This window comes from Streptomyces sp. NPDC034085 (genome assembly GCF_055575555.1).
This window is the reverse complement of record NZ_JBVISL010000003.1, coordinates 98509-122595: the sequence shown is the minus strand read 5'-3', so window position 1 is coordinate 122595 and position 24087 is coordinate 98509. Positions and strand designations below refer to the sequence as shown.

Here is a 24087-nt window from a genome sequence, read left to right as displayed (position 1 = left end):
GAACCGATATCTCGCAGACACCTGCGCGCCGTGAGGTCGCCGCACCCGCCGCCGGCACTCTCGCCGTCCCGCTCGCCCCGCGTTCGCCGACGCGGCCACGATGACGTTCTCCCAGCCCTACGTGCCGACGATCGTGGCGTCCGAAGGGTCAGCGCGGCGAGCAGGGTGAGACGGGCCCGGACGGTGCCCAGGGCGAGCCCGGCGTGGCCGGACCCAAGGCGACCCCGGCCAGAACGGGGCGCCGGGCGGGACCGGCCTCAAGGGAGACACGGCTCCGCCGGTCAGCGAGGCGAACGAGGCGAATGCGGCGAGCCCGGCACGGCCGCCCAGGCCGGACCGCAGGGTCCCAAGGGCGACCGGGGCGAGCCCGGCCCGCGCGGCGAGAAGGGCGACCCGGGCACCTCGTGCGGGAAGTGCGGCCACGGCCACCACCACAAGTCCAAGGCCAAGGTCGTCTCCCACGGCCCGCTGCCCCTCCACAGGGGCCCGCACCGCAACAACAAGACCGTCGGGCACATCAAGCCCGGCAGGTCGTCCCCATCACCTGCAAGGTGAAGGGCGAGCTCGTCGGCGACAACCAGCTCTGGTACCGCCTCGCAGACAGGCGCGGCTGGATCGCCGCCCGCTACGCCAAGAACCTGGGCGACATCCCGTTCTGCGGCTCACCCCCAGAAGCCGCGGCGCGCCCCGGGTCCCGAGCCGGGCGCGGGCCGCTCCATGCCCGGGGTGGCCTTCCCTGCCGGTGCCCCGCCCAGGTGCTCAACACCGCCCCGCCCCCAGCCGTGCGACGTGCGGTAGCCGGTGGCCAGACGGGCAATCAATCCGGACGAGCCCACAGCGGAGCAAGTTCGGAACCGGCGGCGAGGGTGACGTGAGCGGTCCATGTCCAGGGTTCTTGCGGATGCTCCCAGCTCACCTCGACGTCGGTGTCGTGAAAGTCGCGCGCGAGTTCCGTCACCATCCGGGCCGCCGCGGTTCGTGCGTCCTGTGGGTCGGTGTTGATCGGCACGTCCAGACGCCCGCAGAGCATGCCGCCTTCCATGGTGAGGACGCTGTGGCGCCAGCCCTCCGGCGTCGCCAACAGCACGATCCCCTTCGGGATGCCCCAGTCGGGCCGCTTTTTCCTGCGTCTCACCATGGGGCAATCCAACATCGTCGGGGTCGTGGTGACGAGGTCGGGTGGCAGCCCTCCGCCGCGAAGCAAGGCCGGGAGGGTATCCAGGCCGCTCAGGTCCGCCCTGATTAACTTCGCGCCCCGGTCACCGTCGGCTCCGCCGCCCGCGCCCGACCGGAGAGCCTCCAGGCCATCGACGTCGTCGGCATGCAGGGGACGCTCAGCCGCAGCTGGGAGGACAACACCGGTCCGGTCGCCCTGTGGTGCGCCCGGCGTTGGCTCACCGGGCAGGTGCGGGAGGAGGAGCGCATCGGCGTGTTCCTGTGCCTGTGGATGGGCATAGCGCAGTCGTACGGGGGCTGCCGCCCTCGTACGCGCGCGATCTGGCCGCCGCGCTCGCCACCATCGAACTGGACGTCTCCTGCGAGCACCCGCGACACCCTTGGTCGACCGCCGACTCCACCGTCCAGTCCCGGTACCGTGCCGTGGTCCACCTGTACGCGCCGGAAGACCATCCCGACACCCCCGTGCCGGCCGAGTTGTCGGCCCGCGAGCTGTGGGAGTGCCCGGTGCACTACGCCCGGTTGGCGCGGGAGGTGCTGAAGGACCTCGAGGGCTGGCGCACCATGCGCGGCGGCGACGACGAGGACTGGGCGGACTGACCGGCCCCGCGGAACCCCGGCCGACGGCACGACCGCAGGAGCGGCTCACTGCGGGCAGCGCCCGGCTGCGGCCGGGCGTAGGCGCGGGCTCCGGCCGGGGTTGGTCGTAGCCGTGATCACGCAGTGGAGTCCCGTGGCGGGGCCGCTGTGACGTCCGGCGGAACCGCTGTGACGTCCACCTGCCCCGCCGGGCCCGTCCCGGGGACAGCTGCCCCGGCCTCCGACTCGTCGCCCCCGGTCTCGGTCTCGGTGCCGCGATGGCCGATGACCGTATTGGCGACGGCGATCAACGGTACGGCCACCACGGCCCCTCCGATGCCGGCGACCAGCCCACCGGCGGCGACACCCAGAACGACCGCCAAGGGGTGGACCCGGACGGCGCGTCCGAGGATGAACGGCTGAAGGACATGTCCCTCGATCTGCTGCACGAGGAGAACGACGAGGAGGGTCATGAACGCCGTGAAGACGCCTTGGGTGACCAGGCCGACGACCACCGCGAGAGCTCCCGAGACGACGGCCCCGACCAGTGGCACGAACGACGCCAGGAAGATCACCACACCGATGGGCACGGCGAGCGGCACGCCCAGCAGGTAGATGCCGACGCCGATGAAGAGCGCGTCGATCAGGGCCACGACGATCGTTCCCCGCACGTAGGCCGTGAGCGTCCGCCAGGCCCGGGGTCCGGCTTCGGCGACCCCGGGACGGACATCGGCCGGTGCGAGCCTGAGCGTCCATTGCCAGATGCGCCGGCCGTCGTACAGCAGGAACAGGGTGGAGAACATCGCCAGCAGCATTCCGGTGAGCACCTCGGCCAGCACGGTCACCCCCTGCAGACCGGTCGAGGTGATCTGGCTCGTGTTCGTGCCGATCGTGTCACTGAGGTTCTTCGCGACCTCGTTGATCTGATGCTCGGTCACATGCAGCGGACTTTCCAGGAGCCACCGCTTGAGTTCCTCGATGCCTTCTTGAAGGCGCCCTGACAAGGTGTCGAGGTTGTCCAAGACCTGCCACACGACGAACCAACCGACCAAGCCCAGAACGGCGAAGCCGCACAGCGCCGTGACCGCGGTGGCGAGCCCTTGCGCCAGCCCCAGGCGGCGGAGCCGGGAGACAGTGGGCTGGAGCAGCGCCGTGATCAGCAAGGCGACGACGAAGGCGAGAACGACCAGACGCAGCGAGCTGATGACCCGCATGAGCACCCACACGGCGGCGGCGAAGACGAGGAACCGCCAGCCGGCCTCCGCCGCCACCCGCATCCCCCACGGAACGGCCCTGGCCGGATCAAGGGCCCGCCGGTGCGCTGCTCGCGCCAGCCGGGCCCGCTCGAGCTCCGCCTCCATCTCGGCGTCATGCCGCGCCTGGGCCTGCGCCCGGCGCTCGCCGAACGCGATGGCTTCGGCCTTCATACGACGGACCACCCTGTGGATTCCGGGCATCCGGAACCTCCCTCTCTCTCGCCGCCCTTCTGCCCCCTTTCCCAGCGATCAGCCAAGACCAGGCAGCCACCGGCCGCCGCAGGGCGACAACAGGCGGGCCACCACGGTCATCTTCCGGCCGTGGTCGTGCCAGGGAATCCCTTCGCGCAGCGGTGCCTGCACGGACCGCTTGATCAGGTCGCGGTGTTCCAGGCTGTAGGCCCCTACCCACCGTTCCGGGTCTCGGCCTACGCGCGCGGCCGCTTCCAGGCCTGCCGGCCAGGACGCAGTCCACCCTGCACCGGCGTCCGACGGCCGACCGCCGGGCTGAACAGCGTGATGTGGGGCCCCCGGGCCGCGACGACCCAAGACGTGATCCCAAAGTACTGGTCCAGCCGCAGTCGGCGCGGTGAGCGTCGGCCTGCTACCTGCATCAACACCCCGGGGACCCATGCCTGCCCACGCATCCAGACCGACCACCGCCCTGACGGCCAGCGTCCTCGGCATCTGCCCCGTCTCGGAAAGTAGCGCGCCGACGGGACACACCTCCGGCTCGGCCGCCCCCCGGCACCGGCGGGCAGGACGCCGGCGGCGCCCCTGATGGTGGCCCAGCTCAAGGACGAAAAAACGGCCCCTGGTGGACGCCGACGTCCCCCAGGTGAAGACCGGCATGGACATGCAGGGGGCGAGCCAGGAGCCCGGCAAGTACCCTCCGACCACCCGGCCCGCACCGAACGGCGTCGGGTGACTCCGGCCGAGCTGCACGAGACGGCCGGGCCCGCACCGCACACCCAGGAAGACACATCTGCATGAGAGCCGAACACCTGCGCCGCGTACTGGTACCGGTCGCCCTGCTGGGGCTGACCGTGACGGCGTGCGGGGACCAGACGAACGCCGCGCAGCGGGAACGCCGCCACCCGTACGCCGCCGTCGACGAGCTGCCGGAGGCCCTGGCGCCGGACGGGACCACGATCGTCGTGGGGGACCCGCGACGGATGCCGGTGCACCTCTACGAGGACATGCGGTGCACCGTCTGCAAGGAGGTCGAGGTGACAGGTGCAGGCGCCTCGCTCCTGGACATGACGCTGGGCAGGGAGGTGCGGACCGAGTACACCCTGTCCTCCGCACTGGACGGCCCCCTGGGCGGCACCGGCTCGAAGAAGGCCGCCAACGCCCTGCGCGCCGCGCTGGAGCAAGGCAAGTTCGCCGAGTACCGGGCCGTTGTCCTGCGCAACCAACCGCAGGAGAACGGCGACGGCTACACCGACGCGCTCCTGCTGGAGACGGCGTCACGAGTGGAGGGCCTGCGCGGGCCGGCGTTCGACTCCGCGGTCAAGGAGATGAAGTACGCGGACTTCGTGGACGCGTCCCAGCATGCGTACGAGGCCGCCGGTTCACCCGTGCTGCCCGCGGCCGACATCAACGGCAAACGCTTGCCGGACACGCAGTCGGACGTCCTCCTCACCAAGGACTTTCTCCCGGTCTGGATATCCGGCTACCGCTGACCTCCCCCCGCACGGCCGGAGGCAGAACCGCCACGGACGGGGTGATCGGTAGAGCTGGTGGGCGGTCACGGCTGCGGGTGTTCCGAGGGCGTCAAGGTGCGGGCTTCCGGGGGTGTATTCGAGCAGGCCGCCGTCTTCGGGCCTGCCGGGTGCCTCGAGGAAGAGGACGAGGGCGTAGGGGTAGGAGTCGGTGTGGCCGCCGTGGGTGTCGCCCTCCTGGTGCCAGATCGTTGAGGACGTGGCGTTCCACCGGGTCCGGTACGGGAGCCACGGCCTGGCCGGTGAGCCGGCCCAACAGTGAGACGAGTTCCCCGTCGGCGTACAGGCGGGGCAGCAGTTGCGACTCCTCGGCGATCACCTGGCCGCCCAGGGTGGTCATGTGGCGCGGAGAGTCGTCCATGCAGGCCATGGAGAAGTCCCGGCGCAGCGCGACGCTCTCGAGCCGTGCCGCCTCCTGGCGCAGGAGCGCCAGCCCCTCGGCGGTGAGGAGGCCGGCGAGCGGCACATAACCGGTCTGCTCCAACCGAGCAGGCGCCCGGTCCGGCGCGCGGTCCCGAGGAGTGCCAGGGCGTACCGGCCTACGACGGGCCGGCTGCGGGGCCGTGCCGCTGGGCTGGCTGCGTTCGGACGGGTGGCCCTGCTCCCCGTCCGAAGCGGACGGGGAGCAGGGCCACCGGGGATCCTGTGGACCTCCCGCGGAGGGTCGGCTACTTGGGCATGAGGACGCTGTCGATGATGTACACGTTGGCGTTGGCGGTCTTGACGTCGCCGCAGACCACCTTCGCGGTGTCGTTGACCTTGTAGAACTCGCCGGAGCCGCTGGTGGTGATCATGCCCTTCTGCAGGGTCTCGAAGCTGCCGTTCTGCAGCTGCGCGGGGGTGATCTTCTGGCCGACGACGTGGTAGGTGAGGATCTTCGTCAGGGTTGCCTTGTCGGCGAGGACCTTGTCGAGGTCGGCCTTCGGGATCTTCGCGAAGGCCTCGTTGGTCGGGGCGAAGACCGTGATGTCCTTCGCGTTGTTGAGGGTGTCGACGAGGCCGGCCTTCTTGACGGCCGTCACGAGGGTCGACAGGGCGGGGTTGTTGGACGCGGCGGTCGCGACGGGGTCCTTGGCCATGCCGTCGAAGGAGCCGGCGCCCTCCCTGGGCACGCCCGCGCAGGCCGGGCCGAAGGGCTGGTCGCCGGTCACGGAGTCGCCCGCGGGGGTGCTCTCGCCGGTCTTGGCGGCGTCCTCGGGAGCCGCGGCGGAGGCTCCCTCGGTGTCGCTGCCGGAGTCGGAGCACGCGGCCAGGGAGAAGGGCAGCAGGGCTGCGGCGGCGACGGCGATCGCGGTGCGGCGGATCTTCATGCTGTTCATGACGGGTTGCTCCTTGAGGGGCTGTCGGTCTGTTCGTACGGGTGTTGGCGTGGCTTGTCGTGCGGCCCGAGACGTGGCCTGGCGGCCGTTCGGGAGGTTCGGGAGGTCTAGGGGACGGTGACGAAGACGCTGTGCCGGCCGCTCGCTCCGTCGGGGATGGTGCGGGTGCGCTGTTCGGTCTGCACCGCGCCGGTGCCGTCGGTGGCGCGGACGGCGATCGTGTGGCCGCCGGGGGTGGCGCTCCAGCGGTAGGACCACTGGCGCCAGGTGTCGATGCCGGCCTCGGCGGCGAGGTCGGCGTCCTGCCAGGGCCCGTCGTCGACCTGGATCTCGACGCGGGTGATGCCGCGGCGCTGGGCCCAGGCCACTCCGGCGACGGTGACGGGTCCGGCGGTGGGGCGGGCGAAGGGCCGGGGGGTGTCGATGCGGGCCTGCGTCTTGATCGGCGCCAGACGGGCCCACTTCCGCTTCACCCAGTAGGGGTCGTAGGCGTCGAAGGTGGTGAGCTCGATGTCTTCGATCCACTTGCAGGCGGACACGTAGCCGTAGAGGCCGGGGACGAGCATCCGGACCGGGAAGCCGTGCTCGAAGGGCAGGGGCCGGCCGTTCATGCCGACGGCGAGCATCGCGTCGCGGCCGTCCATCAGGTCCTCGACCGGGGAACCGAGCGTCATTCCGTCCACCGAGCGGGCCACGAGCTGGTCCGCCTCGCCCCGCTGGGAGGGCGGCCTGACCCCGGCTTCCCTGAGGAGTTCGGCGAGGGGGACGCCGAGCCAGCGGGCGTTGCCGATGTAGGGGCCGCCGACCTCGTTGGAGACACAGGTGAGAGTGATGTCGCGTTCGATCAGGGGGCGGGCCAGGAGCTGGTCGAGGGTGTAGGCGCGCGGCCGGGTGACCCCACGGCCGTGGATGAGCAGCCGCCAGGCGCCGGCGTCCACCTTGGGAACGGTCAGGGCGGTGTCGACGCGGTAGAAGTCGGGTTGGGGGGTGGTGAAGGCCGTGATGCCGGGCGCTTTGAGCTGGACGCCGGCCGGGACGGCGGGAGCCGGGGAGGCGGGCTCGGGCAGGACCAGGTTGTCGCGGGAGGCAAGCGCGCCCTGGCCTTGCCGGCCGGTGAAGAACCGGCCCAGTGCGCCGGCCGAGGCCGCAGCTACGGCGGTCACACCGGCGGCCGTCAGAAATCCGCGTCGGCTCCACCCGCCGGTGGCTTCCTCGCTGCCCGCGCCGGCCGGGCCGGCCGGCCGAGGAGCGGCCCTGGATGCCAGGACGTACAGGGAGAGGGCTCCCGCGACCGCCCCGGCGATCGAGGGCAGTACGTCGCCGATGCCGGTGGAGTCGGGCCGGCTCAGGGACGCTGCGGCGCCGACGATCCCGAACAGCAACACCCCTGCGGCGCCGGCCCGCCGGTGAGACACCGCGAGGATCCCCAGGGCGGCGGCGACGAGGGCGAGAATCGCCAGGATCCCCAGCTGGAGGACGGTCTTGTCGTCTTCTCCGAAGGTGCGGATCGCGAAGTCCTTCACCGCGGCGGGCGTCCGGTCGATCACCGCGCCGCCGACCACGGTCACGGGCCCGGCCGCGGGCCGCACCAGTCCGGCGACCAGCTCGGCGGCACCCAGGGCCGCGAAGGCGGCCAGGAGCCCGGCCGGGGCGCCCTGTGCGGCGCGGACGGGTTTGCTGCGGAAGCTGCTCACACCCGGCATTCGGCGGCGCCCGTCCGGCGGATTGGTATGAGCCCCGAAAGAGTGAAACCGAATGTCCGTGCGGGTGTCAGGGTGCTGGCGTGCGGGGCGGCGGAGCCAGACGGCGGGCGACTGCCATGGCCCGTGCGGCCTTCGGTTGTCCGGTGAGTTTTCTCGCGGTATCGGGCCGCCGGCAGGAGGGCGTGGCCGGTGCTCGCACCGATGACCAGGACGAACACGGATGCCCTGGCGCTGGCCGTCGAGCGGCAGCCGACCCGAGCGGGTCGGCGCGTACCGGACGGCGCACGCTGCTGCCAGGCCCAGGACGGAGCTCGCGATGGCCAGCAGCGGCATCGGCAGGCTGCCGTAGCCCAGCAGGATCATCAGACGCGGCCCAGGGCGGCGGCGGGCAGCCGCGGGGCCCGCAAGGCTGCCATGCGGGGCGGTGACCTGGCGGCCCGCCCGGGCGGACTCCGTCCCGTCCGGCAGCCGCGCCTCATGGGGTGATTCGGCGCCCGCATCCAGCCGGGACGGGGGCTGCGGCCGTATGTCACCCGGCCGGAGTAATGTGCCGGTTATACCCCTGACGCAACCCATGAGGTGATTCGTCCCGAAACCTTCACGTGAGGCTCCCGACGGGGCCGCACAGCACACCGAATCCACGATCGACCGGATCGAAGGAGGTGAGCGCGATGACCGCATCCATGCGCGCGCGGAGGCTGCTGGCCGCGGCGGCGTCGGCCGGGGTGCTGGCCGGCGGGTCCGTGCTGGGCGCCTCCGCCACGGCGAGCGCGACGCCGACACCGTCAGCGGTTGCCTCGGTGGTAACCGACGACCGGGACCACCGGCGCGACCGCTGGGACCGTCATGAGCGGTGCAACTGGGTGGACGGCCACTGGGCCAAGAAGTGGGTCAAGGGCCACTCGGAATGGAAGTGGCACCAGGGCACCTGGCACAAGGGCTACTGGGACCACCACGGGCAGTGGCACGACGGATGGTGGGAGAAGGGCCACTGGAAGCAGCACTGGGTGCCCGGCCACTACGTCGGCCACTGGGTTCCCGGCCACTGGAACTGCCACCACAAGTGGTGACCGCCGGCAGGTCGCCACGGGGTTCCGGAATCGCCGGAAGAGGACCTCGTGCTCATCGTCCGTGAACTGGTCACCGATGCGGTATGCGGTCTGCACGCGAGGGGACCCCACACCCAGACGGTCGGCACGGCCAGGGACGGCTCCACCGGGATGCTGCGGGTGGCTGTGCCGACAGCCACCCGCAGCCGGCCTGCCCGGTACGGCTTGGGACACAGCGCGTCCCCAGACCGGGGCGTGCGCCCCGTGCCGGGGCAGGTCACCGGTTCGCGCCTCCCCGTTGTGACGGCGTCGGACCGGGGCTCTTTCCTCGTGCGGGTCAGGCGTTGATGCAGGTGTTGCCGAAGGACGGGCTCAGCAGCCCGATGATGCTCAGGGTGTTGCCGCAGGCGTTGATCGGGATGTGGATGGGCACCTGGATGAGGTTGCCCGAGCCGACACCCGGCGAGTACGCGGCCACCCCCTGGGCGCCCGCGTCGGCGGAAGCCACCGAGGCGCCTCCCGCGACCAGCGCGCCGGCCGCCAGAGCCACGGCGAGACCTCGTCGTACACGAACCATGTCTTGAACCTCCACTGCGGATGTCCGGCCACGCGTAAGTCCCGCGTGGCCGATGGGAAAGCCTCGCGAATGTCTTTGGCTCCCTCACACCCCGTCTTCGCCGCCGTCCAACCCCCGGCTTGCCCCTAGCCCCCGACTTTCCTCCAATGGGTCAACCGAAGGTGATGCGGGTGACGAAGCCCCATCTCGTCCGCCGGCCGTCCGCTACGAAGACCAGGCGACACCCGCACACACCGCCAAGGCGGACCGCCCCTCGGAAACGGTCCGGCCCCGCCCGAGCGACGACACGAGGACCGGCAGTCGTACGCGACCGGGCGCAGCCGACGCTCCGGAGGGGAGGCCAGGAGCGCCAAGCCGGCCCCTCCACACCGGCTCGACGACCGCGCGGAGCATCAGAAGCGGGGGTGCCGCTTCGACCCGGAGCACGTCTCGTTCCTGAGGGGTGGTCGAGGGAGGCGAAGGCGGCCGCCGCCACACCACCGACCGCTCTCGCCACCCGGCCTGCACCGCGCCCCGCCCCGTCGGTGTCCCGCCCCGCCCTCAGACGGTGATCGCGATCTTCCCCCGCGCCCCGCCCTCCGTCAGCAGGGCCAAGGCCTGCGGGACCTGGTCCAGGGGGAACACCGATCCCACACTCGGCGAGACGCGCCCGGCGTCGACGAGGGAGGCGAGTTCGTCCAGGTCGGCCCGGTTCTGGCGGCTCGCGAGCATGGTCAGCCGCTGCCGTGTGAAGGGTGACAGCGCGAGCGACCGGAACTGCCGGCCCATGCCGGTCCAGGCCCCGCAGCCCTCGCCGCCCGCGATGACCAGAGTGCCGCGCGGGGTCAGGATGCGGCGCAGCCGTGCCACCGGATTGGCGCCCGCGAGGTCCACCACCAGGTCGTAGCGGTGATCGTCGGCGGTGACGTCCTCGCGGGTGTAATCGCGTACGTGGTCCGCGCCCAGCGAGCGCACCAGGTCCGCCTTGGCCGGTCCGCACACCGCGGTGACCTCGGCCCCGAACGCCTTGGCCAGCTGCACCGCGTACGTTCCCACGCCGCCCGAGGCCCCGGTGACCAGCACCCGCTGCCCGGCCCGGACCCGCCCCGCGTCGCGCAGCGCCTGGAGCGCGGTCAACCCCGACACCGCGAGCACGGCCGCCTCCTCGAACCCCAGCCGGGCCGGCTTGGGCGCGATCCGGTCGGCGCGGGCCACCGCGTACTCGGCGAAGGACCCGTGCGCCGTGCCGAACACCGGGTCGCCGACGGCCCACCCCGTCACCCCGGGTCCGAGCGCGGCCACGGTGCCCGCCACGTCCAGGCCCGCTGCCGGATCCCGCGGCCGCCGCAGGCCCAGAGCCGCCCGCACCGCGTACGGGTAGCCCGCCGTCAGGTGCCAGGTACCCCGGTCGACCCCAGCCGCCCGCACCCGCAACAGCACCCGGCCGGCCCCTGGCACCGGCCGGAGCACCCGCTCGGTCCTCAGCATCTCGGGGCCTCCGTACCCCCGCTGAAGGACCGCCTCCATCGCCGCCGCACCATCCACCGCCGCCCACCGCCTTCCTCGCCGACGAGTGCCGTACAAAGTACGACTTACTTAGTACGGTACAGTGGCCCCTGCGGCCAAGGACGTCAAGGCGGGAGGCGCAGGTGCCCCAGCAGGTTCCCCTCAGCCGGGCCCGGGTTCTGGCGGAAGCGGTCGCTCTCGCCGACGAGGAGGGCGTGGCCGGGCTGACGATCAGGGCGCTCGCCCAGCGGCTCGGCGTGAAGCCGATGTCGCTCTACCACCACGTCCGGCACAAGGAGGCGATCCTCGACGGCATCGTCGACGCCGTCTTCGCCGAGATCGAGCTGCCCGCCGACGGCCCGGACTGGCGCTCGGTCCTGAGCCGGCGCGCGCACAGCGCCCGCGAGGTCCTGGGCCGCCACCCGTGGGCCACCGCGGTGATGGAGTCACGTGCCCACCCCGGTCCGGCGACACTGCGTCACCACGACGCCGTCCTGGGCGTCCTGCGGCGGGCCGGCTTCCCGTACGCGCTCGCCGCGCACGCGTACTCGCTGCTGGACAGCTACGTCTACGGCTTCGCCCTGACCGAGGCGGCGCTGCCGTTCGCCCCGCAGGACGTGGAGATCGCCGTCGGTGACTTCCTCGCAGCCTTTCCGGCCGGCGAGTACCCGAACCTCGCCGATTTCGCCCAGCACCACGTCCTCCAGCCCGGGTACGAGTACGGCGCCGAGTTCGGCTACGGCCTGGACCTCATTCTGGACGGCCTCGCGGCCCGCCTTGCTGCTGCCACGGAAGCGCAGGCGTAGACGGCGGCCGGCCGAGCGGGTGACCCGCTCGCGCGCGCTCCTCCAGGGCCGGCGCCAGGCGGCGGTTGTCGGTCTTGGAGCACAGGACCACGCCGAGCGGGGGAGGCACGCGTTCCTGCGGGGGAGTGGCGGTCCCAAGGGGGCGGCGGGCGCGACTCCACAGCCTCGCCGGAGCGGTTGGAAGCAGGCATCGTACAGCGCGCGGAGGAGCCCGGCCCGGCCGCCGAAGGCACGGAAGAGGGTGCCCGTGCCGCCGCGGCCGCCGCGATGTCGGTCGTCGTCAGCTCCTCACGGCTCTCGGAACGGGCGAAGAGGGCGTCGGCCGCCTCCAGTACGGCCTGCCCGTCGGGGGCCGCGTCCCTGCGGGGACAATCCGACGGCGCGCAAACGGCGGGGACAACCCCACTTTCCGGCTGACGAAGTGTTCCACAAGGCGGTGTTGCTTCCCGCGCAACGTGCTGCCACGACTGCGCACCACCCGCTCGGTCCGGCCGCTCGCGACCCCCATAGGGTGCACTCGACCGACAGGGCGTGTGGGGCGAGAGCTCCCGAAGAAAGGGTGAGGCCGTGGGCGGCGTGGCATCGAACGGTGGGTCCTGGCAGCTCGGCGACCGGGAGGGCGGCATACTGGCCGCCCGTTGGTGGCAATGGGCCCTCTCCGCCCCCGACGACCGGAGTCCGGTCGCCGACACGACCGGCGAGTACGCCGGCTGGCAGCAGCCCGACGACCTGTGGTTCCTCGCCGGCACCTACGGCGGCCAGGTGGTCCGCCGCTGCGAGGTGCCCGCCGGCCGACCGCTGTTCTTCCCGGTGATCAACATCCACCACACGAAGCAGCACTCCCGCAAGCCACTGAAGCTCGACGTGGCCCATGCGAAGGCCTTCCTCAACGGCGTCCCCCTCGACCTGCGCGAATTCACCGCGCCGCCCTTCCCCGTGGGGCTGCGCATGCACCTCGCGTGGGGCATCTGGGCCGGTCTGGCACCACTGCTGCCCGGCCAGTACGTCCTGGAGATCAAGGGCAGCACGACGGGCGGCTTCTGGGTCGACACGACGTACCACCTCACGGCCGTCCGCGCGTGACCACCCGGACGCCGGCACTCGGTCGACGGCTCGGCAGGCCGGACGACGGCACCGTATGAGGGTCCAGAGGATCCCCCCGGGGCGCACCGAATAGCAAGGACCCCACCTGTCGATTTCTCGCGAACCACACGGATCCGACTCCGGTGCGACTACCGGACCCGATCACCAGGCGTTCGTCGCCCTCGGCGATCTGCTGCGGCAATTCCGGACCCCTCCGGCGGCACCGCTACCCGATGAGGACGACTCGTGCGCAGGCCGACGGGACGTCGGGGGTGGAGTCCGGTTCGTCGGCGTCGCGGGCGACGATCGCCTCAGGCGTCTCGCCGGCCTCGTACTCGTCGACCGCTCCCTCACCCCGGCGCGGCCCACAGGGTGGGCGTTGGCGACCTGGTGGGTGTAGCCGTCCTTGTTGAGCCGTAGGGCTCGGTCGGTGTTCTGGACGATCTCGACCCGGGAGCCGCGCATGGTCGCGTCGGGTGGCGGCCGGGTTCCATTGCTGCGCTGTATGGACGGCTCAGGGGGACAGGGCGTCGTCGCTGGTCGGCCTGCCCCCTCCCGCCTGGTGTGGGTGTGGTGCCCGTGGGCGCGGCGCACGCGTTGCCCTGGGGTGGCTGCCGCATCGGCTACCTGCTCCGCCGCCGGGCATCGTCGTATCTGATGAAGCGTCAAGTAAGGGGCCTGGGGGACGAAGTCAGCGGCGTTCGAGCAGGGACTGGCCCAATGCGGTGATCGTGTAGTGGACCTCGCGGCCGTAGCGGTGGCCGACGACCAGTCCCGCGTCCCGCAGGACGGACAGGTGCTGGGAGACCGCCCCCGGAGTCAGCCCGGTACGGGCCGCCAGCCCGGTGGTGGTCGAGGGGGTGCAGGTCTGGGCGAGCAGCCCGGCCCGGCTGCGGCCGAGGAGCCGGGACAGGCCCGTCCCCGGGTCCGTGCGGACCTCCCACAGGGTGCCGGTTCCCCGGGCCGGGTAGACCAGCGCGGTGGGTACGCCGGGGCGGCCGGGCAGCAGGCGGCACCGGGTGGCGAAGGCGCTGGGGGTGAGAGTGAGCCCGTCCGCCTTTGGCTCGCACGGGCCGTCGGCGAGGATCCACGAGACCAGCCGGTCCCCTTCCCAGGTGAGGTCGGGGTGGAGACGGGCGAGCACCTCGTGGATGCCGTCCTCGGTGAGTTGCCGGCCGCGGTAGGCGAGATCGGCCTCCAGCAGGGCCCGGACGCGCGGCCAGTACGGCTGGACGGCGGCCTCCCACCAGGCCAGGGCAGCCGCGGCCACGTCGGACGGCAGGGCGTCCGCCTCCTCCTGGAACTCGGCCAGCGGGCAGCGCGGCGCGGGGACGGCGAGCACGGGCGAACCGGCCCGGGCCGCCGGCCCGAAGGCGGCGAGGGCCGCCGTCCGGCGGCGCAGGCCGGGTTCCCGTTCGAGCGCCGACGCTCGCTTGATCCACGGGAGATGGACCACATGGCCACCCGGGTCCGCCAGCGCGGCCCGGCTCGCCACGGTCTCCCACAGCGGCGAGAGGGCGAACCGCAGGTTTGCCAGGTCCGCCATCCCGAACCGCAGTGCACCCATGCCCGCCCCCCTCAGCTTTTAGCCCAGGCTAAAACAATCGCCGGGCCCGCGATCCGCTGGTGAGCTCGCGCCCATGACGCTTTCTCCCACCGGGCAGGCGCCCGGCCCCTCACCCTCACCCGCACCCGCGCCAGCGTCGGCGTCGGCGTCGGGACCCGCACCTTCGCCCACCCCCGCGCCGCCCCCCGGCGGGCTGCTCCGTGACGCGGACTTCCGCCGCTTCTGGGCCGCCGACGCGGTGAGCCAGGCGGGCACCGCAGTGACCCTGCTTGCGCTGCCGCTGACGGCCATCGGCACGCTCGGCGCCACCCCGTTCGAGGCCGGCCTGCTCGTCGCCTGCGAATACCTCGGCTTCCTGCTGGTCGGCCTGCCCGCCGGCGCGTGGGTGGACCGGATGCGGCACCGGCCCGTCCTGATCTCCGGAGACCTGCTGCGGGCGGCCCTGCTGGCCTCGGTACCCGCGGCGGCCCTGCTCGACCGGCTCAGCCTGCCGCAGCTGTACGCGGTGGCGCTCGGGATGTCGGTGTGCACCGTCTTCTTCGACGTCGCCCACCAGAGCCACCTGCCCCAACTGGTTCCTCCGGACCGGCTGGTGGGGGCCAACGTCACTCTGGAGGCGACCCGCAACACGGTGCAGGCGGGCGGTCCCGGGGTCGGCGGGGCGGTGGTCGCCGCGCTCACCGCGCCGGTCGCGCTGGCCGTCGACGCCCTGAGCTACTTGTTCTCGGCCCTTTTCCTGGCCCGCATCCGCCGGCCCGAGGCGCGGCGGCCGGAGCCTGCCGGATCCGGGTCCGGGTCCGCCACGGGCATGCGGCGCGAGATCGGCGAAGGGCTCCGCTTCGTCCTGGGCGACCGGGACCTGCGTGCGATCACCCTCACCGCCGCCCTCTCCAACCTGTGGGGCACCGTCGGCGCCGCCCTGCTGCTGGTGCTACTGGCCGGCGAGCTGCATCTGTCCCCGCTGGTCTGCTCCCTGGTCTTCGTCGCCGAGGCGGTCGGCGGCCTCCTCGGTGCGCTGCTGGTGCCCCGGGTCGCGGCACTGCTCGGCGAGGGCCGGGCCATGGCCGCTTCGGTGGTCGTCAGCGGCGTGCTGTGGCTGGCGGCGGTGGGCTGCTTCCGGCCCGACGCGCGCCTCGTCGTGGCCGTCCTCCTGCAGGGTGCCGGCTGGACCGCGTACATGACGTTCAAGGTCACCGCGGTCGCCGTGCGCCAACGGCGGTGCCCCCGGGCGCTGCTGGGCCGGGTCAACGCCACCCACCGCTTCGTGGTGTGGGGCGTGATGCCGCTCGGCGCGCTGCTCGGGGGCGCACTGGGGCAGTGGTGGGGAGCGCGCCCGGCGCTGTGGACCGGCGCGCTGGGCGAACTGACCGCCGTCCTGCCGCTGCTGTTCGCCCTCCGGCTGCGGGAGCGGCCGTGACGGGCGGGCTGCGACTGCACCACGTGGACGTCTTCGCCGCCGCACCGTACGGTGGGAACGGCCTCACCGTGTTCCATGACGCCGGGGGTCTCGATGGAGCCCTCATGCAGCGGATCACCCGCGAGTTCCGGCAGTTCGAATCCGCCTTCCTCAGCCGGGAGCCCGTGGCAGGTGGCGCTGCGGGCCACCGGTGGCGGGCCCGGGTCTTCGACCTCGCCGAGGAGCTGGACTTCGCCGGCCATCCGCTGCTCGGCGCGGCGGGCGTCCTGCACCACCTGTTCGGGGCCGGCCGCTCGGAACGCTGGGAGCTGCGGGTGGGCTCCCGTACGGTCCCCGTCGACACCGAGCGCACAGCGGCCGGCCGGTACTCGGCCGTACTCGATCAGGGTGCTCCGATGTTCCTCGGACGGTCGCCCGTGCTGGGGCTCGCGGGACTGGCGGGGCTCGCGGGGCTGTTCGGGCTGGACGTGGGGGACCTCGACCCCGACCTCCCCCCGGAGGTCGTCGACACCGGGCTGCGCTACCTGGTAGTGCCGGTGCGGAACGGGGCGCTGGCGCGGGCCCGTCCGTCCGGCCCCCTCGCCGGGCCGCTGGCGGAGCTCGGCGCCCGGTACGCGTACCTCCTCGACGCCGCGGTGCCCGAGGGACGGCACTGGCACGACGACGGCCTCCTGGAGGACGTGGCCACCGGCAGCGGCGCCGGCTGCGCGGCCGGCTACCTCCGCCGGCACAGCCGGATCGCCGACGGCGTCCCGACCACCCTCCACCAGGGCCGATTCACCGGCCGCCCCAGCCGCCTCACGGTCACCGCGCACGGCACACCGGCCGCGGTCCGCTCGGTACGGGTCGGCGGCCCGGTCACCCTGGTCGCCGAGGGACGGCTGTACGGGACACCACTCCAACGGCGCGAAGGCCCTCACGGCTGAGGTGTGGGCCGTCGGACTCATACTCACGCTCGTCAGCGGGCTGGTGCGTCGCTGCATACGTGCAGTGGAAGCAACCGTCGAAGGAGCCGGGCGCGTCGAGTGGGCGGAGGAGGTACGAGCGCTGTGCTTTTCGGTGGGAGGGCGTCCATGGCGGTGGCGGCGTGGGCGATGCTCGCCCGTACGCTCGCCGGGAGCGGGTGAGGAGGAGGGAGCGGAACACCTGGAGCCGCCCCCAGGACATCGCGTAGTCCCAGGTCTTGCTCGTACGATCCGGCCGTGTCGAAGATGTGCCGGCCGCGCTCGTCGAGGGTCAGGGCGGTGGTCCGGGCGCCGCGTACAGCGGCGGCGTGGGGCTTGCCGTGGACGGCGTTCAGCAGCCCGAGCGAGGGCCGGTCGGTGCAGAGGGCCAGTGCCTGGTCCGCGAGGACGTCCGCGACGCCGAGGGAGGCACCCTCGTATCCGCGTGCGATGACGGCCCGTCCCCGCACCCACACGCGCGCCGCAGGATCGGCGGACTGGTCGCCGGCGGTCGCGGCCATCCGGTACCGGAACCTCTGCTGCGCGTCGTGGAACGCGCTCGAGAGACCGTAGACCGGTACGCGCTGGTGATGGTCACGCTGCGGCAGGTGAAGGACCGCCTCGCCGCCGAGGGCGTGCTGCCTCGCGGGTGCCGCCGCTGAGGTACACACTGTCGATGCCCGCCCGTCCCGGGTGCGGACAGCCGCCTCGGGCGGTGCACGCCTCCTGCCGCCAGCCATTCCCGCGGACCGAACCCACGCCCTAGACTGCGACCGCTCCAAGACCTGGCGATCATCGGGAGGGCACGCGAGATGAACCGAGCACTGATCAGCGCATTCGGGGCCGTGGCGTTAGTCGTGGCCGGGGGGACTGTCGCCACCGCTTCCGACGGAGCTCCCCCGCGCACCACACACGGCCCTTGCCACTACACCCAGACCCCGGACGAGCCGCCGGCGCGCTCTGTCCCGCTGCCGCCTGACCCGCGGCGCACCCCCAGCCGCGGCACGGTCGATATGACGGTTCCGACCAGCCAGGGCCCGCTCCCGCTGCACTTGGACCGGGCCAAGGCGCCGTGCACGGTCCAGAGTTTCCTGCACCTGGCCCGGCACGGGTTCTACGACCGCACGGTGTGCCACCGTCTGACGGCGTATCCGACACTGAAGGTTCTGCAGTGCGGCGACCCGACCGGTACCGGCGAGGGTGGGCCCGGGTACAAGTACAAGGACGAGCTGCCGGTGGACCTGCCTCCGGCACCGACCGATCCGTCCGGCGCGCGCCGTCTCTACGGGCGCGGCCTGCTGGCGATGGCCAATGCCGGCCCGGACACGAACGGTTCTCAGTTCTTCGTCGTGTACGGCGACTCCGCGCTGCGACCGAACTACACGGTGTTCGGCACGGTCGGCGCCGACGGCCTGACGACACTCGACAAGGTCGCCGCCGGAGGCATCGAGCCGACCGCGGAGACCCCGGCACCGGTCGACGGCACACCCGTGTTGCGGACCGAGCTGTTCCGCGTCCGGCCGTCCTGACGGCATTGACGCACCGCGGAGTGGCCACGCCTTCGAGGAGCATGCCGTGCGCCTGTGGCCACCCCAGGCGGACTACGCCGCCCGGATGAAGCGTCTGGGTGCGGAAGCGCAGGACTCCGGACCTTGTGCCCGGACTGCGCCGAAGCACCCCAGGCCCAACCAGTGGACTCGCTACGGCCCCACCCATGGGCATGCGACCGGTACGGGGTGGGGTGCGAGCATGCCGCATGAGCAGCTTCCTCCCCACCCTCACCGAACGCCGATCGCCGTGGGTCACCTTCATCTCCGCTGCGGACCGCTGGGTGGCCGGTGCGAGGCCGAGCTGCGGGCCCAGGGCGGGATCGTTCGGCGGCTGGATGGTGCGGCGGCCCCGTCTGGCCGTCGGCTGGATACGGCTCCCGGACGCCCCGAGCGGATGCAGTGAAGTGCGCTGGCCAAGACCGGCGCGAGGGCCGGCACCGGGTGTCTTGTGCGCCGTCCACGCAGCCCCACCTCCCGCTGACGGTGCGGCTCGCGGACACCGGACGGATCGCCGACACCCGCGCATGCGAACGCCAGGTGATCGACGTCTCTCAGACAAACGGCACTCCTGGGGGTTGCGCAGCTGGGCGTCGAAGGGCAGCTGGTCGAGGTAAAACCTCACAGCCGACAGCCGACAGCCGACAGCCGTCGGACGGCACGCACGGCACGATCTGCGGCATCGCCGTCGGGAAGGCCGCCGAGCGACGGGAGAAGGCCGGCCGTCCGCCTCGGTCACGGACAGCGAGACCGGCGAGTTGCAGGCTCCTGAGCGGGGACGGGAACGGTGAGGAGCGACCCCACTGAGCGGCGCGGGCGTAGCCGCAGACGGCTGGCACACCGCGGTGAGGTCGGCCTGTGTGGCCCCGACGCCGCGTTCGGCCGCCGGAGGCCGTCAGCCGGCCGAGGGCGGGGTGGTGACGCGGCGCGGTCACATATTTTGCGGACGATGCGCAACCGATCCGCCATCCTGCATGTCACATCATGCAGGAGCGACCAACTCCAATGAGCCGCAGCCGCAGGGGGAAACACATGCGATTCACCCGTTCCGTCCTCACGACCTCCGCATGCGCCGCCCTGGCCCTGGGGGCCAGCACCGCCCTGGCGGCGCCCGCCACCGCCGCGCCCAACACCACGCCGCAGAAGGTATGCGGAAGCGCCTACAAGACAGTGAACTCGGCCGCCATCGGCTCGCTGGGCACCGTCTACCTGACCTACAACGCCTCGAACGGCAAGAACTGCGTCGCGACGATCCGCAACAACCCGGGCGCGGCCGTGGACATGGCCCTGTGGATCGAAGTCCCCGAGACCTGGGAGCGGGGCGAGGACTACGGTCGGTACACGTCGTACGCGGGCCCGGCCTACGTGTACGGCAAGGGCCACTGCGTCGACTGGGGCGGAGGCATCAGCAACGTGCACGTGCAGGTGTACAACTCCAACTGCGGCGCGCGCAAGGAGCACCGGGTCACCGAGGTCCGCTGACCCGACCCCCTGCTGACCGCCACGCTCCGTGTCATTGCGCGGTCGTCGGGGGGCAGGACCTACGACGCGACCACCACACGGAACCGCCGTGGTCCGGCTCGCCCTGGCAGACTTGCCCAGTTCTGCCGGGGCGAGGGCGGCCGGCCCCCGGTGGCCGGCCGCCCCGGGAGCCGAGCTTGCGGCGGTCGCGCCCGCTGGCCCTGCTGGTCCTCCCGGGCCAGTGGGGCAATGCACCACAGTCCACCGAAGCCCTCGCCCGGATCCGCGCCGCCGGCCCGGCGGACGCCCCGCACCAGGCCGGACCACGTCAGCGGCGACACCGCACAGGCTGGCCGCCTTGCCCTTGCCGGTCCGGCACGGGGAGCCCGCAGGGGCGGCGCAGGTGGATAGGGGGCATTCGTGCAGCCCTCCTTAGGATCGGGGCATGGCGATTGAAGAGCGCATACGGTGGGACGGCGTCACCAGCCGCGACGTGTACCCCGAGGACGTCCTGACCCGGCGGGACCTACTGGCCGACGCAGCCCGTGACGGCGACTGGCCGCAGGTGTTCGAGCAGTTGGCGCAGAATCCCGACTGGGTCAACGCGACCAGGGTGGGCGGCCCCAGCTGGTTCACCCCGCTGCACCAGGCGGCCTGGCACGGGGCAGAGGCCGCTGCCGCCGTGCTCGTCGGCTGCGGGGCCTGGCGTACTCTGCCGACCGCGGCGGGGGAGCGAGCCCTGGACATCGCCCTGGCCCGCGGCCACAAGAAGGTGGCGGGCCTGCTCCAGCCCGTGGTGCACCACCCCGTGCCGTCCGCGACGCTGAGCGTGCTGGAAGGCCGGCTGCACGCGCTCATCCGCGCGGACAGTCACGGCCTCGCGGACCAGTACCGCCTGAGGTTGCCGACGCTGGCCGTCCTGACCGAACTCGCCGAGCCGCAGATGTACTTCCCCGTTCCCGGCATGTACGGCGGCTTCCGCTACCGGCTGGACGGCGACAGCCTCGTCACCGAGAGTTCCAGCCGCGTCGCCGGCGGCTCGGGCCGACATCACCGCATCACCGTCCGGTCGACCGAGCTGGTCGCCGAGGGGGTCGACTGACCCGACCGGTCCGTGCCCGCCCGTACCCACACGCCGGCGAGTCGGTGGCCCGACTCGGGGGCGCCACTCTATGAGCTCCGCCTGGTGGACATCACGTCCGCTGCACGTGCCCGACGGGTGAAAGTGAGACGTATCGGGCGCACGCGAAACTCACATCGTCGCCGGCACCCGGCCCGCACAAGCCCTCCGGACTCCGCATGCCTCGGCCGCTCAGCTCATTCGACCGGCCCCGGACCCTCACCGCGATGGCCCGCTCGGACGGCCGGCTGTGGGCACCTCCTACAACCGTGGACGGAGCGGCGGTCGCGGGTCCGTGGCCGGTTTGTGCTGCTGCCGTGGTTGTACGGACCGGCGGGGCGGCCTCATGCCTCGGTTGCACGGTCCGGCGGACCGGGGCGAAAGGTGGAGGCGGGGGATCAACCCGTCGGGCGACGAGCGGACGCCGGAACGACACGTAGCGTTCCTGCCTGTCGCCCCCGGCGCCCGGGACGGGAGCGGCACCTTCCTGCAAGGGAGGGACCCGCTCTGTCGTTGAGCGGGTCCCGGTCGATGTGCGTTGAAGGGGAGAATCATGATCAACACCAGGAAGTCCGCTGTGCTGCTGTCCGGTGGTGCTCTGGCCGCCGCCGTCCTGATGGGTACGGCCGGTGTCGCCTCGGCGGCCCCGGCGGGAGCCGGGGCGCCCGTGACGGCGGCCGCGACGGACTCCGGCTGGTACTGCGGCTGGGAGGAGGGCACGCCGTACACCGACCGGGGCGACCGCGGTGACAAGGTGCGCGAGGTGCAGTGCCTCCTGAGGGACGTCTGGCACTTCGACATCGGCAAGTACGGGGTCGACGGCGACTTCGGCAAGGCCACCGAGGACGCGGTAAAGGCGTTCCAGCGCAGCCGGGGGCTCGCCGCCGACGGCAAGGTCGGCCCCAACACCTGGCGCAAGCTCCGAGGTCAGTGACAGCGGCCTGTCGGTCGGTGAGCTGATACGACGGGGGATCACCGATCGGTGCCGGCCCGCCCAGGCGGGCCGGCACCACCGACGGCGGTGCCCGCCGGGCGGACGTCGCGCAGCGCGGCGGACGTCCCGGCCACGGCGCTAGGACGAGGACCGTTCCGTCTGCTCCCGGCCGGGGGACAGCAGGCCGCTCTCGTAGGCGACGACCACGGCCTGTGCGCGGCTCTGCAGGCCGACCGGGCTCGCGCCGCACACGCCGGAGTTTCGGGGCAGGTGGGCCTGCCTCCGAGGCCCGGACTGTCGACCCCAGGGGGGTGGCGGCGGTGCCGCCGGGCCCGATGAGCGCGGTGCCCCGCGCGGTGCAGGCGGCGCCGAGGACGCGACCGCCGCGATGACCGACCCGGTGCCGAACCGGCATCACCGCCGCGCGGGACATCACCTCTGACGCCGTCCGCCCCCGGCCTGCGGGCCCGGCCGTGATCCGCCGGGTACCCCTAGAGCCAGCCGCGCTTCGTGGCGTTCACGCCGGCCTGGAATCTGCTGGCGGCGTCCAGTCTCTCCATCAGGCTCGACATCATGCGGCTGACGGTGCGGGCCGAGATGCCGAGGTTGCGGGCCGCGGCCTCGTCGGTGTCGCCTGCGGCGACCATGGCCAGCAGGGCCTGTTCGATCGGGGTGCAGCCGTTGTCGTTGGCGGGGGGCTGTTCGCCGAAGGAGGTGCCCGCCGACCAGCACAGCTCGAACAGGGCGCACAGGGCGGTGATGACGCCGGTGCTGCGTACCTCGATGGCGCCCTTGCGGGGGTCCTGCGGGTCCAGGGGCAGGATCGCGGCCCGCCGGTCGACGATGATCATCTGGATGGGCACGGTGGGTACGGTGCGCATCTGGCCGCCGTGCTCGATGAGCCAGCGGGCGTAGGCGAGGGTGTCTGGGTCGTTGCGGAAGCTGTCGCGGCATACGGCCCGGATGCTCACGCCGCGTTGCAGGGCCGCTTCGTTGAGGGGGGTGGCGGCGTTGCGGGCGTCGGGGCGGTGGGCTCCGCCGGGGTTGAGGGACAGGCATTCGGTCTCGGTGGTCCGCTGGAGTTCCTCCAGCCGGATGCGGACGGCGTCGAGGCCTTCGAGTCGTGTGGCGCTGTCGGACGTGCGCGTGTCGAGGTGTTCGGCGGTGATCGCCGCGATCTCGGCGCGGGCGGTCTCCACTTGGGCCAGGCGGGTGGCGATGTCGGCTTCGGCGGAGGCCAGCAGGGTGGTGAGCCCGACTTCCGGGCTGACGGGGCGCAGTCTTCCTCCGCGCTGGTCGGAGGGCTTGAGCAGGGCGAGGGCGGCCAGTTCGTCGAAGGCGGCGCGGATCACCTTCTCCTGGAGTCCGGTGTCCGCCATCAGGTCGGTGATGCCGTGGTCGGGGTGGAGCAGGGTGGCCCTGTAGACGGTCTCGGCGTGGGGTGAGAGTCCGAGTAATTGCAGCATGCGGTCTGCCTTCGGTCAGTTCCTGGTCTGGGTGGGGGCGGAATCGGTCATGAGTGCAACCTCCCCCATGACCGGTCGGTGTTCAAGGCCGCGGGGGTGGAGGTGGCGTCTCCCCGCCTGGCGTATTGGCGCCCGTCTGCGGCTAGTGACACCGCCACGGTTGTGGGACAGGCTTATGCCATCGAACGCAACACCCCACAGAACGGGGTGATCGCGACAAGCAAGGCAGAGAAGCTGATTCTGAAGGGTGGAGCCTCCATGTCCCGGGTCGCCGCAGTCCTGCTCGCATCCGCCGCTCTCGTCGTGGCCGTCGGAACCTCCGCAGCCGTCTCCCAGGAGGCCCCGGCCGCCGGGCGGACCTCCGCCAGTGACGGGTTCGGCTGGGGCAAGGGGCGGCAGGTCGTGGCCGACGACGGGTTCGGCTGGGGCGGTCCGCGCAGCAGCGCCGGCCTGCCGGTCATCTGACACGGACCCCTACCGGAGGCCGACGGTGCCGGTTCACACGAGGGCTCCATGTACATGATCACCATGCGGCTGGTCGCTTCCCACGGGACGTGTGCGGCGCCCGGCGACCTCAGGGAGCTCCTCACCGCCCACTTCGATCCCGCGGACCGGATCGAGCACCTGTGGACACGCGCCGACGGGGACCGGATCGACCTGGTCCTGTTCGTCCTGGCCGCGTGCGAAGCCGAGGCCCTGCTCACCGCCCGCGCCGCGTGCCTGCGGGCCGTCGCCCACACGCCGCGGCTGGTGGCCTGGCGGCTGTCGGACACCGCGGACGCCGGTGACGCCGGTGGCGGCCGCGAGTACCGCTGACGGCACCGGACACCCGCCCGTCCGACGACCCGTCAGTGCGAGGGCCCGTCCGTGAGCG

23 protein-coding genes and 2 pseudogenes are annotated in these 24087 nt (G+C 72.5%); 14 read left to right on the top strand and 11 right to left on the bottom strand.

Features of this window, described 5'->3' with window-relative positions:
- Window positions 1–817: 817 nt before the first annotated feature.
- Window positions 818–1138 (bottom strand): hypothetical protein, encoded by a 321-nt coding sequence (locus ACZ501_RS10800; protein ID WP_468794100.1) that lies wholly within the window; start codon window positions 1136–1138, stop codon window positions 818–820.
- 305 nt (window positions 1139–1443) lie between these two features.
- Here ACZ501_RS10800 and ACZ501_RS10795 point away from each other — a divergent pair, with 305 nt between their 5' ends.
- The gene (locus ACZ501_RS10795) at window positions 1444–1776 is read left to right on the top strand and encodes a hypothetical protein (protein ID WP_468794098.1); all 333 of its coding nucleotides are present in this window, start codon (window positions 1444–1446) and stop codon (window positions 1774–1776) included.
- A 116-nt stretch (window positions 1777–1892) separates the two neighbouring features.
- On the opposite strand, the gene ACZ501_RS10790 is transcribed toward ACZ501_RS10795, so the two are convergent.
- A complete protein-coding gene (locus tag ACZ501_RS10790) occupies window positions 1893–3182 on the bottom strand; it encodes an AI-2E family transporter (protein WP_468794096.1) in 1290 nt (429 codons plus the stop codon).
- An 818-nt stretch (window positions 3183–4000) separates the two neighbouring features.
- On the opposite strand from ACZ501_RS10790, the gene ACZ501_RS10785 reads away from it, so the two are divergent.
- The gene (locus ACZ501_RS10785) at window positions 4001–4696 is read left to right on the top strand and encodes a DsbA family protein (RefSeq protein WP_468794093.1); all 696 of its coding nucleotides are present in this window, start codon (window positions 4001–4003) and stop codon (window positions 4694–4696) included.
- Here the strand turns inward: ACZ501_RS10785 and ACZ501_RS10780 are convergent.
- From ACZ501_RS10780 to ACZ501_RS10765, 4 genes and pseudogenes are all read right to left on the bottom strand, one after another.
- Window positions 4586–4924 carry a HalD/BesD family halogenase gene (locus tag ACZ501_RS10780; protein ID WP_468795463.1) on the bottom strand — a complete coding sequence of 113 codons (339 nt, stop codon included), beginning with the start codon at window positions 4922–4924 and terminating at the stop codon, window positions 4586–4588. The two genes, ACZ501_RS10785 and ACZ501_RS10780, sit on opposite strands and share 111 nt — an antisense overlap.
- Before the next feature lie 10 nt (window positions 4925–4934).
- Window positions 4935–5219 (bottom strand): annotated as a pseudogene (locus ACZ501_RS10775) (HalD/BesD family halogenase); the annotation flags it as partial.
- A gap of 184 nt (window positions 5220–5403) precedes the next feature.
- Window positions 5404–6054 carry a fasciclin domain-containing protein gene (locus tag ACZ501_RS10770; protein ID WP_468794090.1) on the bottom strand — a complete coding sequence of 217 codons (651 nt, stop codon included), beginning with the start codon at window positions 6052–6054 and terminating at the stop codon, window positions 5404–5406.
- A gap of 107 nt (window positions 6055–6161) precedes the next feature.
- Window positions 6162–7757, bottom strand: a complete 1596-nt coding sequence (locus ACZ501_RS10765) for a molybdopterin-dependent oxidoreductase (protein ID WP_468794087.1) — start codon at window positions 7755–7757, stop codon at window positions 6162–6164.
- Between the two features lie 671 nt (window positions 7758–8428).
- On the opposite strand from ACZ501_RS10765, the gene ACZ501_RS10760 reads away from it, so the two are divergent.
- The gene (locus ACZ501_RS10760) at window positions 8429–8827 is read left to right on the top strand and encodes a hypothetical protein (RefSeq protein ID WP_468794084.1); all 399 of its coding nucleotides are present in this window, start codon (window positions 8429–8431) and stop codon (window positions 8825–8827) included.
- 316 nt (window positions 8828–9143) lie between these two features.
- Here ACZ501_RS10760 and ACZ501_RS10755 read toward each other — a convergent pair whose 3' ends face one another.
- Together ACZ501_RS10755 and ACZ501_RS10750 are read right to left on the bottom strand one after the other, a co-directional pair.
- Window positions 9144–9383: a chaplin gene (locus ACZ501_RS10755; protein ID WP_361600477.1), complete on the bottom strand. Its 240-nt coding sequence runs from the start codon at window positions 9381–9383 to the stop codon at window positions 9144–9146.
- A gap of 540 nt (window positions 9384–9923) precedes the next feature.
- Entirely contained in the window at window positions 9924–10850 is a 927-nt protein-coding gene (locus tag ACZ501_RS10750; RefSeq protein ID WP_468794081.1) for an NAD(P)-dependent alcohol dehydrogenase, read from the bottom strand.
- A 161-nt stretch (window positions 10851–11011) separates the two neighbouring features.
- Here ACZ501_RS10750 and ACZ501_RS10745 point away from each other — a divergent pair, with 161 nt between their 5' ends.
- On the top strand, window positions 11012–11674 hold the full coding sequence (locus ACZ501_RS10745) for a TetR/AcrR family transcriptional regulator C-terminal domain-containing protein (RefSeq protein WP_468794078.1): 663 nt from the start codon (window positions 11012–11014) through the stop codon (window positions 11672–11674).
- Between the two features lie 576 nt (window positions 11675–12250).
- Window positions 12251–12757: a hypothetical protein gene (locus ACZ501_RS10740; protein WP_468794075.1), complete on the top strand. Its 507-nt coding sequence runs from the start codon at window positions 12251–12253 to the stop codon at window positions 12755–12757.
- A 691-nt stretch (window positions 12758–13448) separates the two neighbouring features.
- On the opposite strand, the gene ACZ501_RS10735 is transcribed toward ACZ501_RS10740, so the two are convergent.
- On the bottom strand, window positions 13449–14324 hold the full coding sequence (locus ACZ501_RS10735; protein ID WP_468794072.1) for an ArsR/SmtB family transcription factor: 876 nt from the start codon (window positions 14322–14324) through the stop codon (window positions 13449–13451).
- Window positions 14325–14517: 193 nt separating this feature from the next.
- Between ACZ501_RS10735 and ACZ501_RS10730 the strand changes: the two genes are divergently transcribed.
- Window positions 14518–15741, top strand: coding sequence for an MFS transporter (locus ACZ501_RS10730; RefSeq protein WP_468795460.1), 1224 nt, complete (start codon window positions 14518–14520; stop codon window positions 15739–15741).
- Complete coding sequence (locus ACZ501_RS10725) at window positions 15738–16667, top strand: PhzF family phenazine biosynthesis protein (RefSeq protein WP_468794068.1); 930 nt, start codon at window positions 15738–15740, stop codon at window positions 16665–16667. Before ACZ501_RS10730 ends, ACZ501_RS10725 begins: the two co-directional genes overlap by 4 nt.
- 32 nt (window positions 16668–16699) lie before the next feature.
- Here the strand turns inward: ACZ501_RS10725 and ACZ501_RS10720 are convergent, their stop codons facing one another.
- Complete coding sequence (locus ACZ501_RS10720; protein WP_468794065.1) at window positions 16700–17206, bottom strand: hypothetical protein; 507 nt, start codon at window positions 17204–17206, stop codon at window positions 16700–16702.
- Window positions 17207–17497: 291 nt separating this feature from the next.
- Here ACZ501_RS10720 and ACZ501_RS10715 point away from each other — a divergent pair, with 291 nt between their 5' ends.
- The 5 genes and pseudogenes from ACZ501_RS10715 (at window position 17498) to ACZ501_RS10695 (ending at window position 21747) form a co-directional block, all read left to right on the top strand.
- Window positions 17498–18214, top strand: coding sequence for a peptidylprolyl isomerase (locus ACZ501_RS10715; protein ID WP_468794062.1), 717 nt, complete (start codon window positions 17498–17500; stop codon window positions 18212–18214).
- Between the two features lie 1050 nt (window positions 18215–19264).
- Complete coding sequence (locus ACZ501_RS10710; RefSeq protein ID WP_361600450.1) at window positions 19265–19714, top strand: spore-associated protein; 450 nt, start codon at window positions 19265–19267, stop codon at window positions 19712–19714.
- A gap of 188 nt (window positions 19715–19902) precedes the next feature.
- A pseudogene (locus ACZ501_RS10705) lies at window positions 19903–20050 on the top strand (IS5/IS1182 family transposase); the annotation flags it as partial.
- 88 nt (window positions 20051–20138) lie between these two features.
- On the top strand, window positions 20139–20795 hold the full coding sequence (locus tag ACZ501_RS10700) for an ankyrin repeat domain-containing protein (protein ID WP_361600447.1): 657 nt from the start codon (window positions 20139–20141) through the stop codon (window positions 20793–20795).
- A gap of 571 nt (window positions 20796–21366) precedes the next feature.
- Window positions 21367–21747 (top strand): peptidoglycan-binding domain-containing protein, encoded by a 381-nt coding sequence (locus tag ACZ501_RS10695; RefSeq protein WP_361600444.1) that lies wholly within the window; start codon window positions 21367–21369, stop codon window positions 21745–21747.
- 491 nt (window positions 21748–22238) lie between these two features.
- On the opposite strand, the gene ACZ501_RS10690 is transcribed toward ACZ501_RS10695, so the two are convergent.
- Window positions 22239–23213 carry a helix-turn-helix transcriptional regulator gene (locus ACZ501_RS10690; protein ID WP_361600432.1) on the bottom strand — a complete coding sequence of 325 codons (975 nt, stop codon included), beginning with the start codon at window positions 23211–23213 and terminating at the stop codon, window positions 22239–22241.
- 258 nt (window positions 23214–23471) lie between these two features.
- Here ACZ501_RS10690 and ACZ501_RS10685 point away from each other — a divergent pair, with 258 nt between their 5' ends.
- Both ACZ501_RS10685 and ACZ501_RS10680 read left to right on the top strand, forming a co-directional pair.
- Window positions 23472–23678, top strand: a complete 207-nt coding sequence (locus ACZ501_RS10685; protein WP_361600429.1) for a hypothetical protein — start codon at window positions 23472–23474, stop codon at window positions 23676–23678.
- 48 nt (window positions 23679–23726) lie between these two features.
- On the top strand, window positions 23727–24029 hold the full coding sequence (locus ACZ501_RS10680) for a hypothetical protein (RefSeq protein WP_468794059.1): 303 nt from the start codon (window positions 23727–23729) through the stop codon (window positions 24027–24029).
- Window positions 24030–24087: the final 58 nt, after the last annotated feature.